Raw genomic sequence first — 15,667 nt, 5'->3', positions numbered from 1 at the left:
TTCATCGCGCCAGCATGGCTCCTGTTTCCGATGGTTCGGGTTTCACAGCGTAGACATTATGTCCGAGCAGCGAGATTTTTGCGGTTTCAAGCACCGCGCGCGGGAAATATCGATAGTCGCGCGCGGTCAACGCGTGGAATCCGAACGGCGTGGCCTGCAAGCCACAATAGGCGAACATCTTCCTGACGTCGCTCAGGGAGAAATAATTGATGTGGTCGGGCGGAATCCAGTGTCGTGCATCGCGCCAACTCGGCACCATCTGCCGCAGATCGTTGCGATTGGGGACAATCACAATGGCAATACCTCCGCCGTTCAACGTCTTGACCGCGTCCGCAAGCAGCTGCTGGGGATCGAGTACATGTTCGAGGACGTTGTCGATGACGATGGCGTCGACGGGAGCCGCCGTCTCGGGCTTGAAGAAATCATGGACGATGTTCACGCCGTGCTGCTGGCCGAAATGGGACAGGCCGCTGGCGGGCTCATAGCCGGTATATCTGTAAGGGTCATCCTTCATGAGGTAGCCGAGTTCTCCCCGCCCGCAGCCGATTTCGACAATCTGGGCTCCCGGCTTCAGGTGCAGTTGGATCAACCGTCTGATCTGATGATGACGGCTGCGGAAACGCCAATAGAGTTTTGCCAGATCCCCGTGATCCGCCGTATCGAAACGTGCGGTCGAGGTGTACACGAAGCCACAATCGGAGCATTGTTCGAGGTGATAGGTCGATCCACCGCGTTCGACGGCGCGAAATCGAGATCGTGCTTTCGAACCGCAGAGCGGACAGACGTCACGGGAAATGGATCCGGCGTGATCTTCGGCACCCGTGGTTACCAACGAACCTCCATCGCTGCTCAGCATCATCGGCCTCAGGTCAATTATTGAAACGCGACTTCCAGGTTCGAAGACCATTCTCCTCGAACATGATGCGCGAGCAGCCATGCCCTCGCTGTTCCAGCGCCGAGATCAGCGGGTAGCGCTCGAACGGGCGTACGAAGAACATGAAATAGCCGCCGCCACCGGCGCCGAGCAGCTTTCCGCCGACGGCGCCGTGCGACTTGGCGAAATCGTAAATGGCGTCGAGCTCGCTCGATGAGATCTTCGAACTGAGCTTGCGCTTGGCGTGCCAGGCTTCATCGATGAGGCGTCCGCATTGCAGCAGCCGGCCGCGCAGGAGGTGCCTGCGGATCTCGCGCGTCACTTCCTTCTGCTTGGCGGCGGCCGCCGCCGCATCGGTGGTCTCGTGCTGGGCCTTCTGATCGCGATGGATCGCGCCGGAGTCATGACCCGAACCAGTGTAGCAAAGCACCAGGCTCTCCTCGAGCTCGGCGATGATGTTGGCGTCGAGGCGCAGCGGCACGATAGTGTTCTGGTCGGAGGAGAATTCCATGTGATTGAAGCCTCCGAACACCGTCGCGTACTGGTCCTGCCAGCCGCCGGGAATGTTAAGCATCAAACGTTCAGCCTGGAACGCCATCTCCGCGATTTCATGGCGGTCCCACTGATCTGATCGGAATTCGTTGAAGCAGCCGATAATGGCCGATGAGACCACTGCCGAGCCGCCGAGGCCGGAGCCGACCGGGAAGTCCGCGGAGACCTCAAGCTCGAATCCGTAGGTCGGTTTGATCAAACGTACCACCGATTTGATCAGAGCGAGATCTCCGTCAGTGCCGAGCTCGGCGAGACTATCGGCTTCGACGGCGCAGCGGAAATCGTGCGAATAGATCTTGATCCGGATATCGCTTCGACGCCGCAACGTCGCATGGGCGTACGTCTTGATCGTGGCGTTGATGACTGCGCCGCCGTCATTCACCATGAAATAATGGGTAAGATCTGTGCCGCCGCCCGAGAAGCTGATCCGCACCGGCGAACGGGCGCGCGCGAATACCTCGTTCTCCTCCGAGAGGTTGAACAGCTCGCGGCTGAAGAAGTCGACCAGCAGTCCATCGGCGTCGAGTATGGGGACGACGTGTACGCGCTGGTCGAGCAGTTTGAGAATTCGTTCCCGTGGTCCGCCGGCGTGTGCCCAGACGAAGTTGCGGTTGACGCAGGCTGCCACTTGGTCGTGGATCGTGATGCCTGTGAGCATCCGCCGGCGGATGTCGCCATCCGTCACCGCGCCGACGATTCGTCCGTTCGAATCCTGCGCAAAGAGGATGCCGAGCATGTTGGCGTTGAGGCGCCGGAAGGCTTCCTCAATCGTCTCTGTCTCGGCAATGGTGACGTGGCTCTTGTCTGCCAAGGTTTGGGTCCAAAAAGCGGAGGTAATTCCAGCCCTTATCCCCGGGTGGCAAGCCACTCGAAAAGGCCTAGGTCGGGGTTGTTAGATACGGCAGGGGGGCGGATGATGCAAGTTTCCAGCGAGCGCCCGGACCGCGGCGCAGTGGCGGCGCTGCTGGTTCCGATTTGACCCTTGGTCGGGGGATGCGCACTGGCCGGTGGGCTCAAAATTCGGTATGCGACAGCCTCGTCTCGCGCCACGAATTGCTCGAACATCTTCCCGAACAGGCCTCAGAAGGACGTAACCTGCGTGCATTCTTCCCAACCCCGGCCTGAAGCATTGGATCGGACTTCCTGGGCAAGCCCGGACTCGCCCGTAGCTGCCGCGATCGGCTTCGCTGCGGTATTCATCTGCACGATGTCGGCGACATCGGCCGCAATATGCGCGATCGTGCGCTGGCCGCTTGGAAGTCTCCACTGGCTCGTTTTTGTGAAGGCGTTCTTGCTGTTGGCGGCGGCCGTCTCCTGTGTGTTGGTGCTGACTGTCCGGCGTCAAAAGCGGCATGCCGGGGCGGTCCTCGGAGTGATCGCGACAATCTTTCTGCCGTGCCTGGCGTGGCTAGATCGCACCCTGGCGTGACGTCGTCATCTACCCGATCTTGCTCGGCTTGATCTTTCTTGGTCTCCAGCATTCCGCCGTGATCGCGCGCGGCATGGCGCGGCGTACGTTGATGATTGCCGCTGTCAGCGGCTGCTGTGCCGGAATCGGATATTTTTTCGTGGTGAACTCGAAAGGATACGCCACCGTTCTCACCCCGGAGCAAACGCTGACGGGCCTGCAGCACCTCGACACGCTGTTCCACGCAACCATTGCCAACATGCTTGTGGAGTCCGGGCGCTTGAGCACGGGGTTGGACGGCTTCTTGCCGATCAAATACCACGTGCTGTCTCATATATGGATGGGATGTGTCGGCCTTTGGCTCGGCGTCACAACGCTCGATAGCTATTATCTCGCGGCGCAAATCGTAGCCATTCCGTTGTTGCTTTTCAGCCTTGTGACCGCAGGGGTGCTGCTGCGGCCAGGAAAGGGTTTGGCCGATAGCGCTCTCGCCACGTTCGTTCCGCTCCTGCTCTTGATGGTCGCCGACCTCTGGGGGTGGACTTCGTATCTAGTCTCGGAGAGCTACTTTTTCTCGCTGCTGCTGTTCTTGTTCGCAATGCCGCTGCTGGCAGAGATTGCCGACGAAAGGTCGTCACTCCGATCTCCCGCATTCGCGCTTGTAATCGCTGGGATACTGATCCTCTTCGCCAAGATCTCGGTCGGTGTGATCTTTTGGGGTGCCGCCGGATTCCTGCTGTGGCGTCGCACAGGGCCGACGCCTTTGAATCTCGTCCGGCTTGCGGTTCCTATCGGGTTTCTGGTCGGACTGGCTGGCATGATCAGTTCTCCCGATGCCGGCACTTACGTTCGTACGTTTAGCCCGCTCAGTTTCGTGCGCGAGTACCCGCGCGGGGCCCTGCCAAATATCGTCGCCAACGCACTGCTGCTATACGGGGCCGGGCGCCTGTCGCTCTCCGGCTCGTTGAGCGAGAAACGGCTGGCCGAAGTGCTCGCGCTCGTCGCAATTGGAAGTCTTGTTCCTGCACTATTGCTCGATATAGCGGGCGGTTCAGCCTTCTATTTCGCCAATGTCGGGACTTTCACTTGCATCGTTTTCCTGACCGCTTACCTTGCTCCGATCGTGGAAAAGAGAAAACTTCCGGCATTTCGTCCCGCCGTCATCCTGGTCCTCGCCCTTGTCGTGGGCTTGGCCACCGAAGAGAAGAGGAAAAGTCCCTTCAGATTGGCGGCGCAGTTTCAGGAGTTGCGCGCTCGCGCGCATCTGCTTGCCGGAGAAGGCGATGTGTCTCCGCTCTCGACATGGCGCGCCATTGCAGCCCTGCTGACGCCGGACGCCAGACTTCGGCAGGCGGTAGCGGCCGATGTTAGCCGCGGACCGGGAGCGCAATCGATTCAGACGCTGCTCTCCTTGAGTTCGGCGCAGATGCGCCATGTTGCCGTTTTTGTCGCGCCGGACAACCGGCCGTTCTGGACGAACTTCGTCGACTGTCGAGGAGATCCCTTTCTCGTTCCGGCAACCCTCGGCGTGCCGATGTTGAAAGGGCTCAATCCTCCAGAATTCAAGTGTGCGAGAGATATCTACTACACGACCAGCCTCTACGCGGAAAACGCGATCTCGGAGGTTGTGAGTGACGAACAGCTTTGCGCAAGGACAGCGGGAACGGGGTTGCGCACGATTTTGGTTCTCTCGACGCCGCATGTTGGTCGCAGGGTGGACTGCAACGTTCCGGAGCCGTGAGCGCTCTATAACGGTTAGCTTCCGGTCCCGGCCGTCGCAACAAGTTTTCGTTTAGGTACGATATCGGGTCCGAATAAGGCTGTGCAGGGAGGGCCTCACAGTTCTTGCGTGGACTGCGGGTGATCTCAGAGGTCGATGATGATCCGGAGAAATCGCGTTTCGCGAGCACACAACAGCTTTGCTTGAGCTTGCGAAACTGGAGCGTTTTGCTCGTCAGCCAAGGTCGCGGTGACCGCCATTCGTTCGACGCCTGCGAACTGGCTGAGGGCCGGCAAAAGCTGTTGGCATATGGTCTTGGCGAAGGAATAGAGATCGATGGTCAGCAGAGATCCGGATTTTTGCAAAGATTTGCAAAGACATGGGTCCTGAGACCGCCGGCCAGCGACGAGGTTCGGGGGAACTGCTGCGCCCGCCCGTTCCAGGGCTGAATAATCCAGGGGGCCGTCCGGGAGAGCGCGCCCCCACGGTTCGAAGGGCATCAATGAATGACGCAAGATCCTGTAGCGGCGCGGTGGATTGTTCAGCGGCTTCAGCATCAACCTCATGCTCGTGGCAAGCTTTCGGAGATTGCCGATATTCCGTCTTCTCGAACCGGTAAGCGACGACCTCGGGCGTCGATCCGCCAAGTGCGCAGAGAGAACCGCGGGTTCGGACCCGCTCCAGAATGGCCTTTTCGAGCGAGCCGATGCTTGTCTCGTCTCGGCGCATGGCAACCAGATCGCCGGTCGCGAGCGTCACGTCGGTGCCAGGATGCGAGTATAGATTGCCGGGGCGAGTTCATCGGAAAAAGTAAAGGATCGCGGCCAACTGTGCCACTTGTTCGCATACATGAGTGCAATGTCGCTGAGCATCTGCTGAGTGTTTGCGCCTTCGCCGAGCAGCACAGTGACTTTGGGCGAACTCGCGGCGTATTGGTCGATCAGGTGCTTTGCATCCGCAACGATCGCGCGGTCGTAGTGATCCAGGGACAAAAAATTTCCTGTGGAACGTAGACCGAGTTCGCGATCCACCTTTTCGTGCAAGGCCGTGTACAGGGCAGCGGGTGTGCACCGATCGTGATCCCTGCATTCACCGGGGAACAGCGAATAAGCCGAGTCGGCACGAAACATGTAGAGGCAGGAGAAGATCGAGGCCCAGAACACCGCGGCAGTCGCCAACGCGGTCAACGTGGCCGCCACGCGATCTCCGCCCAACGCGAGACCTGCCAACCATAGCGCGGCCGGAATGAACAACAGTGCGAACGGCAAGAGCGCAATGGTCACTGTGTAGTCGACCGACCGGCCGGCGAAATAGGCGCCCGTAATCGCCGTGAGTATTGCCGCAGGCAGCGCGTGGCGCAGCCAGACGTCGCTCGTGGTCTGCAACGAGCTGCGTTTGTTGTCGATGACCAACAGCCAACAGCCGGCGACCGCGATCGTGACCGCGGCCAGGATCGGGATCCAGCCCCAGAAGACCGCATCGAATGGTACGGACCAGAATTGTGCAAGGGGATTGTAGCTCGACAGAAAGCCGTGATAGATATCGAAGGCTGGCCAACTGCCCGCCGCCAGCAGCGTGCCCAGCGACAGTGCGGCAGGTCCTGAAATCATGGACAGGGCTGCGATGGCGAGGTCCTTCGCCAGTCTGGCGTAGCTCCGGTCGCGGAAATTGCGCAGGGTGAGCGAGCCGGCATAAAGGGCAAACGCGCCGATGAAGGCCTCGATGCTCCAGAGGCCCGAGAGAAAGCCAGCAAGCAAAACGAGTGGGGAATGCCTGACGCCGCCTCGTGCGCCGAGTCCGACGGCCATGAGCAGGATGGGAAGATAACGGGCCCCCAGCACCGAAGGCGCGGTATTGACGTTGCCCTGGCCGTTGTCCCACCCGGACAGCCAAAACAGGATGAACACCAGTCCGAACCAGACCGCGCTCATCCGGGTCCAGCTGGATTGCCACAGCGCGACGATGAAGAGGCCGTAGAAGACCAGGTTGCAGAGCTGGATGGCGATGTTGGCCACCGCGAAGGATGGTGGCCCGAGCCGGAACGCAAAATAGGTGACGAGGACCGGGCCCGGTCCGTACTGAGAGAAAGTGTCGACCATCAGCGTGCCGCCGTGCAGGAGGTGCAAGGCAGGACCAACGACAGTCATGTAGTGAAATGAGTCGGCTGCGAGCGAGAAGTCGAAGCTTAGGATGGTGCTGGCGACGAGCGCGACGGCGAGGGCGGCCCGCTGAGCCGACCGGAGTCGGCCGGGATGGGTCGCAGCAAGGCGCCGTTCGAGCATCATTAGGCATGCGCCGCCTGCCACGAGGAGGGCTGCGATCAATGTTGCGCACAGCAGGCTCGACCGATCCGGAAATCCTCCGCGCACCGTCGGAAAGAACAAGCTGAAGATCGGGTTGAAATGGCGATTTCCCGGCTCGATCCTGAAGAGGGCGATCAGAGCGGCTGCAAAGGCGAACACGAGCGCAATCGTTTGCGTCGACCTTGAACTCCATCGCGTAATGATCGCGCGGGCCCGATCAAGGAAGCCTTCTCTTCGGCACGCGGAGCGCAGCGACGCGATCAGCACGACATACCCGACAGCCGAGACCTCGGCGACGTGCAGCGCGGCTTTGCGCCAGAATTCCACGCCCCCCTTGCTGGCCCAGACCGCGAGGGCGACAAGGGCAAGGCTCACCAGCGCAGCGACTGAGCACCACACGTTCGCGGCTTCCAGCAGACGACCCGCCGTGGGTGAACGACGGTCGAGCCAATACTGCAGTGTCACGGTACATATGGGCAGGACCGAAATGCCCGAGATGAAGACCAGCATGGTTCGCAGCCGGGGTTCGATGCCCAACTGCTTGGCGAGCGCGATTTCGAACAGAAGGCCGAGCAACGTCAGAGCTGCGCTCGACAGCAGCGGCGCCACGTCGTCGAGCCAGGCTCCTGATCGCTGCCGCATGGCCTCGTGGCGATGCTCATGCATGACTGATTTCATGTAACCGTTCCGAAAGCCTCAGGCGGGCAAGGTGCGAGGGCAACGGACGGCGCACTTTGCCGCGACTTTGGGCGACGCGGGCTGCTTCCGCGCGAGGCTTGGGTGATGCGCCTCAGGAGGGCACATGGGCGGCCATGCAGTACTGCGCTCCGAGCGGCAGCCAGCCGAGGCTCGTCTCCACCTTGTGAAAGAATGGCGTATCGAACGGTGTGAAGATAATGAATCGCCGCTTCGGGTCGAGCATGCCGGCGGCACGAAACAGCTTGGCGAGCCGACCGGAGCGGAGCAACACGGCGTTCTCGTCGAACGGGCAGCTCCTGACGATCTTCTGCGTGAGCGGATTGAGCGGATTGTGCTCGATGATGACGACGAGGCCTCCCGGCCGGACCACGCGAGCCGCTTCGACGAGGAAGGACTCCCAATCATCGGGCGGAACGTGATGCATGACAGCGATCGCATAGGCGATGTCGAAGCTGCGATCATTGTAGGGAAGCCGCGTGCCTTCATAGACATCGTAATGGACGTCCGGATTGCTGGCTTTGGCTTCTTCGATGACGGTACCGGCGACGTCGATTCCGGTCAGCTTGATGCCGGATTGCGCGGGCCGGAGGTGTGGATGAATCAAGCCTTGTCCGCAGCCGATATCCAGAACATCGAGCGGTCGCAATGAATAGTCGTTCTGGGAGCGGAGCTTGGAGAACGCATCCAGCAGGTAGCGCGCCTTCGCGCGCGTGAAAAAATCCTGAGGCTGGCCGCTAAAGGCGATCGCGCTGTCGATTTGCGCGCTGTAGCCGTCGCGATATCGATCGAATTCCGTCATGACGCCTGCTCCGTGCCGGTTCGGCGGGGGATATCGACCGGTGCTCTTCGGACGCCCGCCGCCGCCGGCGCCTGTAGTGCCAGGCGTTCCAGGGACACGTTCGGCATATTGACGCTGAACTCGATGACCGTCGTCGGCCGTGAGCGTACCTGATTGTAGATGCGTCCCACATACTCGCCGATGATGCCAAGAAAGATGGCGTTGAGACTGATCCCGAACAGCAGCAGCACTGTTGTCGTGGCAAAGCCCGCCGGCCAGTTGATGCCGAAGAATAGCCGCGAGAAGATGTAGAAAAAGCTCGCGAGGCAGGTCAGTACCGAGATTCCCAGCCCAATGAAGGCGGCGAGGCGAAGCGGGAAGATCGAGTGCGTGATCAATCCGTCTACCGCCAGCGCTATCAGCTTTCCGACCGGAAATTTGCTAACCCCGGCTTGGCGCGCCTGTCGATCGTAGGCTACGCCGATCTGCTTGGTCGCGAGCAGCGAGGTCAGACCGCGCGTATAAGGCGCGACGTCGTTGATCAGATGAAGCTGGTCCAGCACGCTGCGGTCGATCAGCCTGAAATCGCCGCTGTCGAGCATCAGATTGTCGTCGGACAGTCGCTTGAGCAGCCGGTAATAGACCCGTCGCGCCCACTGCAACAACTTGCTTTCCTGCCGAAAGCGCCTGATGCCCACGACCACGTCATGACCCTGCTCCCACAGATCGAGAAATCTGGGGAACACTGTCGGTGGATCCTGGAGGTCGCAGTCGATCTGGATGGCGGCATCTCCGGAGGCCAGACGATAGGCCGTGAGCACGGACCTCTGGAATCCAAAGTTTCGGGCAAATCGCACCGCGCGAACGCGCGGATCGGCCGCCGCCAGTTCGGAGACAATAGCACTCGAATTGTCGGTGCTGTGGTTGTCCGTGAAGATGATCTCGAACGTATAGCGATCTTTCATTTGTTCGAAGACATCGCGAACCGCGTCATAGGCCCTGCGTATGTTGCCCCCCCCCCCTTCCTCATTGAAGACAGGAATCAAAACGGAAATGAGCTTGCGTTCTGTGTCAGCAGACTTTCCGCGCATTTCGTTTGATGTCCTGTCCGTGTGTATCGGTATTGGTCGGGGTTGATGTCGGCTGAAAAATGCTAGTACCAGATGCGGCGCATCGCGCAAAGCCGTCCGGGCCTCTCGCGGGCGAATTACGTAGTATTCCAAAGGGCATATGCTTGATTAATGGGGGGCTTTCCAGTAAGGGTCGCCCGGCACGATTGATGTCGCGCCGTCGCTCGGGAGGATCGCCTCCGGAAATATGCAGTATCTCGTTGTTGCAATTAAGGTTCCGAATGCCCAACGCCTCACATCATGACATCCCAACCGGGAAGCTGACGCGCTGTCAGGTCTGCGGCTCCGAGCGGCTCGAGCTTGTCATCGACCTTGGCCATCAACCGCTGTGCGATTCGCTGCCGTCGAAGGCGCAGCTCGACGGTCCCGAAACGAGCTATCCGCTTCGTCAGGTGTGGTGCCGCGATTGCTCGCTGTCACAGATCGATTACGTCGTTCCGCCGGAAGTCGTATTCCATCCTGAATATCCGTACCGCTCCGGCATCACCAAGGAGCTCGCGGTCTACCAGGATGCGTTCGTGCAGGATGCGGTCGCAGATATCGGGCTCAAGCCGGACGAACTCGTTGTCGACATCGGGTCCAACGACGGAACGCTGCTCTCGGGGTTCAAGCGGCGCGGCATGCGCGTTCTCGGCATCGAGCCGACCAACATCGGGCGGATCGCGCAGGAGCAGGGCATCGACACGCTGCAGGCCTTCTTCGACGAGGAAACGGCCCGCAAGGTCGTAGAGACTCACGGCCACGCGAAGGTCGCGACCGCCACCAACGTCTTTGCGCATGTGGCGCAGCTAGGTAGCTTCATCCGCGGCCTGGAGCGGCTGCTGGCGCCTGACGGCGTCTTCATCCTCGAAAACCATTATCTGCTCGACGTCATCGAGGGCGGCCAGTTCGACACGATCTACCACGAGCACCTTCGCACCTATTCGCTGAAGTCGATCGTCAAGCTGTTCGAATTCTTCGACTTCACCTGTGTCGACGCGCAGCGTGTCAGCCGTTATGGCGGCAATATCCGCGTGTACGTGGCGAAGGGCAGGGGGCGTCCGGTCAAGCCCGCGGTCGCTCAACTCCTGAAGGCCGAGGATGATTTCGGTCTCTCGAACCCCGAATGCTACGCGGCTTTCCGTGCACGCGCCGAAAAGGTCAAGCGCGACCTCCTCGAACTCGCCCTCGACTGCAACAAGAAGGGCCTGAGCTTCGTCGGCAATTCGTGCCCTGGCCGTTGCAGCACGCTGCTGAACTATGTCGGCATCGATCGCATGCTGATGCCTTATATCTGCGAGCAACCCACCTCGCTCAAGCTCGGCCTGCATTTGCCAGGAAAGCAGATTCCGATCGTCGATAACGAGCGCCTGATCCGCGAACAGCCGGACTACGTGGTGCTGCTCGCCTGGCACTATGGTCAACCGATTGCGGAACAATTGCGGGCAAGAGGGTTGAAGTCGAAACTGGTTATGCCGTTGCCCGAAGTCCGCATACTCCCGGATTGAGCGTGGGCCGGACGTCAAGCCGGCGCGCCGGGCCGCCCTCGGTAGGAATAGTGTCATGAAAGCGATGATTCTGGCGGGGGGCCTCGGCAGTCGCCTTAGCGAGGAAACCTCCGTCCGACCGAAGCCGATGGTCGAGATCGGCGGTCATCCGATCCTCTGGCACATCATGAAGATCTACTCGTCGTTCGGCATCAACGACTTCGTGATATGCCTGGGGTACAAGGGCTACCTGATCAAGGAATATTTCTCGCACTACCTGCTGCACACGTCCGACGTCACGATCGATCTCAAGAACAACCAGATCGACTTTCACGCTAGCCGGTCGGAGCCGTGGCGTGTGACACTGGTCGACACAGGAGCGGAAACCGAGACCGGCGGCCGCATCAAGAGGGCGCTCCCTTATGTGCAAGACGAGGATGCGTTCTGCCTGACCTATGGCGATGGCGTCGCCGACATCGACGTCGCGAAGCTGATCTCTTTTCATCGCTCGCATGGCAAGCTTGCGACCGTTACCGGCGTGCGTCCACCGGGCAGGTTCGGGAGCCTCGTGCTCGAGGACAGCGTCGTGAAGGGGTTCAACGAAAAGCCGCTCGGCGACGGCGGGTGGATCAATGGCGGGTTCTTCGTGCTCGATCCTCGCGTCGCCCAGCTGATCACCGGTGACTCCACGACCTGGGAGCGGCAGCCGCTCGAGCAACTGGCCCAAAGCGGCGAACTGCGTGTGTTTCGCCACGAAGGGTTCTGGCAGTCGATGGATACTCTGCGAGAACGCAATTTGCTCGAGGCGCTCTGGAAGGAGAACAACCCGCCGTGGCGTATGTGGACGTGAACCCGGAGTTCTGGCGCGGCCGGCGCGTTCTGGTGACAGGACACACCGGTTTCAAAGGCGCCTGGCTCAGCCTGTGGCTATCCGCCATGAACGCACGCGTTTTCGGTTTCTCGCTAGCCCCACCGACGACGCCGTCCTTGTTCAACCGGGCAGAGGTCGCGGCCGTCGTCGACGACACGCGCGGCGATATCAGGGATATCGGGGCATTGTCGCATGCTCTGGCGACCAGCAGGCCTGCTGTCGTGTTTCACCTCGCCGCGCAATCCGTCCTGCGCGAATCTTATGTCGACCCGATCGGCACTGTCTCGACCAACGTGATGGGTACGGTGAACCTGCTCGAGGCGGTTCGTCAGTTCAATCTCAAGGCGAAGGTGGAGGGGGCGGGCGACGGCGTCCGTTCGCTCGTCATCGTCACCAGCGATAAGTGCTATGAAAATCGCGAGTGGGTGTGGGGCTATCGCGAGAATGAGGCGATGGGAGGCCACGATCCCTATAGCACGAGCAAGGGATGCGCCGAACTGCTGCTGACGTCGTATAATCGCAGCTTCGCGGAGCCGCCGGCGGCTTCGGGGCGTGCGGGCAATGTTATAGGCGGCGGCGATTGGGCGAAAGATCGCATTGTGCCGGACGCAATCCGCGCCTTTGCGATGCATCGCGCACTGGAGGTGCGGCGCCCGCGTGCCATTCGCCCCTGGCAGCACGTGCTTGAGCCTCTTGCCGGATATCTGCTGCTGGCCGAGGCCTCGTTCAGGCAAGGCAGTGCCGTGGCGGAAGGCTGGAACTTCGGCCCGGGGCCAGAAAGCGAGCAGCCGGTGGCGCGCCTCGCCGACACGCTGGCCGCGATTTGGGGCAATGGCGCGCAATGGCAGCATGTCGGCAGCGACGAATTGCACGAGGCGACTTTCTTGAAGCTCGATTCCTCGAAGGCGCGAACACTGCTTGGCTGGCGGCCCCGGCTCGGATTTGACGACGCATTGAAAATGACAGTCGATTGGTACAAGGCGGATTTGGAGCGGTCGGCCTCCTCAATGCGTGATTTCACGCTCGGTCAGATCCAAGACTATTGCCACGCGACCTGACCGGACGTTTCCGACGGCTCACTCCGTGCGGAGGTGAGGAGAGTTTCAATGAGCGGGCTCACGGTAGCCTTGGTCGGTGGCGGACGATGGGGGCGTACGCACGCTTCCATCCTGGCACAGCTTTCCGACCGTGTCGGTCGAGTGCTGTGGGTGTCGCGCCATAATGGCGAAGCCCTCAATGCGTTTCTCGCTGATCGTGCAGGAGCGCCTCATCGGTTCACGCCGCTCGCAAGCCTCGATGCAGCGTTGGCTCTGCGTCCCGACGCTGCCATCGTTGCGACACCTGCCGCCGATCACGCCGGGACTGCCGAGAGCCTGCTGCGCAGGGACGTGCCAACCCTGGTCGAGAAGCCGCTTGCGCTGAGCGTCGACAGTGCAAAGCGTCTGGTCGATCTGGCGGCTGAGCGCAACCTCCCGCTTCTTGTCGGCCTGCATCTGCTAAGTGCCCCGTTCTTGCGTCATTTCTTGGGTTTGTGCGCGGGGCGTGCGGTCGCTGCCATTGAATTGGAGTGGCTGGATCCTGAGCAGGAGACCCGGCACGGCATTGCCAAATTGTCCAACCTCACGACGCATAAGGTCGACGAGATCATTCCTCATCTTTGGTCGATGCTGCATCTGATCGACGACAGCGCGGAGCCGCAACTGCGCGCGGTGAAGCCGTTGGCGCAAGGCGCGGTCGAGGTGGAGCTGAGCTTGGGACGATCGCTTGCAGTGCTTCGGTTCGGACGGAGGGCTGTGCTGCGCAAGCGATTGATCCGCCTCGAACTACGTGATGGCGGCAGGGCCGAGCTTGATTTCGCCATCGAGCCCGGGCGCATCTTCATCGATGGCGTTGAGTTGCCAGGCTTGGATGTCGGCGGCAAGCTCGGGCCGCTTGCGACGGAACTGGCGGGATTCCTGGACGTCGTCCGCGCGGGTCGGGACTTCTCGTCATCGCCCCAGCTGGCGTCCCGTTGCATCGGTGCCGTCGAGCTGGCCGAGGCGGTGCGGACCCGCTTGATTGCAGAAGAGGCGAAGGCAGTGTCAGCCCGTCTCGCGCGCGGGGACGCGATGAAGGATCCCGATATCTCGGCCTGGATCATCGATAATGTTGCCCCGCTCCTGGACATTCAGGAGCCGCGTACCAGCGACCTGAGACAGGAGCTTGCAGACGTTATCGTTGATGCGGTCGAAGCCGCTGACCCCACGGCTCACGTCCACCACGACGGGCTGCGCCCCGTGATCGCAACGATACAGCAATCGGACTTCTTCAGGCATCTGACGCTGAGCCGATTGGCTTGAGCCGCGTGGCGCTGGGCGCCGCGATGATGAAATACGCGGAGGCGGGCCTTGCGATCGCGCCGCTCACCCACGCCTACGGCCGCTGCTACCCGACCGGGACGGTGCCGCGCCAATTCCAGGACCGGCCAAAATATTATCGTCGCGGGTATTGAAGCGCGAACATTCAGTCACGAAACGTCGCGGATGGACTTTGGGCACCAACGCGGTCTTCGCCTAATTTCGACGTTACCGCTCGTCCGCGATCACCTTGCCGTCGTTCGGCAGCGCGCCGGGCCTCACCAGTTCGACGTCGCCTCCGAGTTTCGTCACTGCGCGCAAGCTGTCTGCAATCTCGTCGCGCAACGCGTCGCTCGCGGCCGCCGTTTCCGCTTTCAGCGTCATCGCGTCGGTCTCGCCCTGGCGCGCGACGACGAGGCGTAGTCTTCCGAGCGCGGAATGGCGCTTGCCGATCTCGGCGACCTGCTCGGGGCGGACGAACATGCCTTTGACCTTGGTGGTCTGGTCGGCGCGGCCCATCCAGCCCTTGATGCGCATGTTGGTGCGCCCGCAGGGGCTGGTCCCCGGCAACGCCGCGGTGAGGTCGCCGAGCGCGAGCCGGACCCAGGGATGGTGCGGGTCGAGCGAGGTCACGACGATCTCGCCGACGTCGCCCGGCGCCACGGGATCGCCGGTGCCTGGCTTGACGATCTCCATGATCAGGTCCTCGTTCACGACCATGCCATCGCGCGCCCCGGTCTCGAAGGCGATGAGGCCGAGATCGGCGGTGCCGAAGGCTTGATAGGCGTCGATGCCGCGCGCCTTCATCTCCGCCTGGAGCGAGGGCGGGAACGCCGCGCCCGAGACCAGCGCGCGTTTGATCGAGGAGACATCGCGGCCCGAACTGGCAGCGGCATCGAGCAATATCTTCAGGAAGTCGGGCGTGCCGCTGTAGCCGACAGGGCGGTAGGCCTCGATCAGCTCGAATTGCTGCTCGGTATTCCCGGGACCTGCGGGGATCACGGCGCAGCCGAGCGCGCGCGCCGACGCATCGAAGATGAAGCCGCCGGGGGTGAGATGGTAGCTGAAGGTGTTGAGCACGATGTCATCGGGCCGGAACCCGGCCGCGAACAGCGCCCGTGCGCCGCGCCAGGGGTCGGCCTGTCGTCCCTCCGGCTCGAAAATCGGCCCTGGAGAGGTAAAGAGGCGGGCGAACGATCCGGGCGCAGCCGCGACGAAGCCGCCGAAGGGCGTGGAGGCCTTGTGCAGGGCCGGCAGTTCCGACTTGCGCAGCACCGGCAGGCCTGCCAGGGCCGTCCTCGAGGTCACGGTGGCCGGATCGACGCCTTTCAGCCGATCGGCATAGGCGGGCGCGGTCATCGCACTGCGCAGCACGCCTGGCAGGCGGGAGAACAGATCGGCCTCGCGCGCGGCTTGTTCGCGCGTCTCGAGGGCGTCGTAATGGGCGGTCATGGCTGATCTTTCCGGGTTGGCATCCGTTGCGCGCCGCTGCCGGCATGGGTATCAGACGGCCATTGGCGAGGTTTGAAG

Annotated in this window: 13 protein-coding genes; 6 read left to right on the top strand and 7 right to left on the bottom strand. The window is 61.5% G+C overall.

What is annotated here, in order from left to right; genetic code table 11:
* Window position 1 precedes the first annotated feature (1 nt).
* Window positions 2-856, bottom strand: a complete 855-nt coding sequence (locus ACVWW3_RS17550) for a class I SAM-dependent methyltransferase (protein ID WP_456649214.1) — start codon at window positions 854-856, stop codon at window positions 2-4.
* A 13-nt stretch (window positions 857-869) separates the two neighbouring features.
* Window positions 870-2,237: a GHMP family kinase ATP-binding protein gene (locus tag ACVWW3_RS17545; RefSeq protein ID WP_456672034.1), complete on the bottom strand. Its 1,368-nt coding sequence runs from the start codon at window positions 2,235-2,237 to the stop codon at window positions 870-872.
* A 676-nt stretch (window positions 2,238-2,913) separates the two neighbouring features.
* On the opposite strand from ACVWW3_RS17545, the gene ACVWW3_RS17540 reads away from it, so the two are divergent.
* A complete protein-coding gene (locus ACVWW3_RS17540; protein ID WP_456672033.1) occupies window positions 2,914-4,575 on the top strand; it encodes a hypothetical protein in 1,662 nt (553 codons plus the stop codon).
* A 125-nt stretch (window positions 4,576-4,700) separates the two neighbouring features.
* Here the strand turns inward: ACVWW3_RS17540 and ACVWW3_RS17535 are convergent, their stop codons facing one another.
* The 4 genes from ACVWW3_RS17535 to ACVWW3_RS17520 form a co-directional block, all read right to left on the bottom strand.
* Window positions 4,701-5,111: a hypothetical protein gene (locus ACVWW3_RS17535; protein WP_456649218.1), complete on the bottom strand. Its 411-nt coding sequence runs from the start codon at window positions 5,109-5,111 to the stop codon at window positions 4,701-4,703.
* 198 nt (window positions 5,112-5,309) lie between these two features.
* Window positions 5,310-7,535, bottom strand: a complete 2,226-nt coding sequence (locus tag ACVWW3_RS17530) for a hypothetical protein (protein WP_456649219.1) — start codon at window positions 7,533-7,535, stop codon at window positions 5,310-5,312.
* A 112-nt stretch (window positions 7,536-7,647) separates the two neighbouring features.
* Window positions 7,648-8,355, bottom strand: coding sequence for a class I SAM-dependent methyltransferase (locus tag ACVWW3_RS17525; protein ID WP_456649220.1), 708 nt, complete (start codon window positions 8,353-8,355; stop codon window positions 7,648-7,650).
* Window positions 8,352-9,425 (bottom strand): glycosyltransferase family 2 protein, encoded by a 1,074-nt coding sequence (locus ACVWW3_RS17520; protein WP_456672032.1) that lies wholly within the window; start codon window positions 9,423-9,425, stop codon window positions 8,352-8,354. Before ACVWW3_RS17520 ends, ACVWW3_RS17525 begins: the two co-directional genes overlap by 4 nt.
* Window positions 9,426-9,685: 260 nt before the next feature.
* Between ACVWW3_RS17520 and ACVWW3_RS17515 the strand changes: the two genes are divergently transcribed.
* The 5 genes from ACVWW3_RS17515 to ACVWW3_RS17495 are packed head-to-tail and all read left to right on the top strand — an operon-like array spanning window position 9,686 to window position 14,292.
* On the top strand, window positions 9,686-10,951 hold the full coding sequence (locus tag ACVWW3_RS17515) for a class I SAM-dependent methyltransferase (RefSeq protein ID WP_456649222.1): 1,266 nt from the start codon (window positions 9,686-9,688) through the stop codon (window positions 10,949-10,951).
* 55 nt (window positions 10,952-11,006) lie between these two features.
* Window positions 11,007-11,780 carry a glucose-1-phosphate cytidylyltransferase gene (gene rfbF / locus ACVWW3_RS17510; protein WP_247443658.1) on the top strand — a complete coding sequence of 258 codons (774 nt, stop codon included), beginning with the start codon at window positions 11,007-11,009 and terminating at the stop codon, window positions 11,778-11,780.
* A complete protein-coding gene (rfbG, locus tag ACVWW3_RS17505) occupies window positions 11,762-12,859 on the top strand; it encodes a CDP-glucose 4,6-dehydratase (protein WP_456649223.1) in 1,098 nt (365 codons plus the stop codon). Before rfbF ends, rfbG begins: the two co-directional genes overlap by 19 nt.
* A 48-nt stretch (window positions 12,860-12,907) precedes the next feature.
* Window positions 12,908-14,140 (top strand): Gfo/Idh/MocA family oxidoreductase, encoded by a 1,233-nt coding sequence (locus tag ACVWW3_RS17500; RefSeq protein WP_456649224.1) that lies wholly within the window; start codon window positions 12,908-12,910, stop codon window positions 14,138-14,140.
* Complete coding sequence (locus ACVWW3_RS17495; protein ID WP_456649225.1) at window positions 14,137-14,292, top strand: hypothetical protein; 156 nt, start codon at window positions 14,137-14,139, stop codon at window positions 14,290-14,292. The genes ACVWW3_RS17500 and ACVWW3_RS17495 overlap by 4 nt, the downstream gene beginning before the upstream one ends.
* A gap of 73 nt (window positions 14,293-14,365) precedes the next feature.
* On the opposite strand, the gene ACVWW3_RS17490 is transcribed toward ACVWW3_RS17495, so the two are convergent.
* The gene (locus ACVWW3_RS17490; protein WP_456649226.1) at window positions 14,366-15,589 is read right to left on the bottom strand and encodes a phenylacetate--CoA ligase family protein; all 1,224 of its coding nucleotides are present in this window, start codon (window positions 15,587-15,589) and stop codon (window positions 14,366-14,368) included.
* Window positions 15,590-15,667: the final 78 nt, after the last annotated feature.

It is taken from the genome of Bradyrhizobium sp. LM2.9 (genome assembly GCF_054056555.1).
Note: the sequence above shows the minus strand (reverse complement) of the source record. Positions and strands in the feature narration are given on the sequence as shown.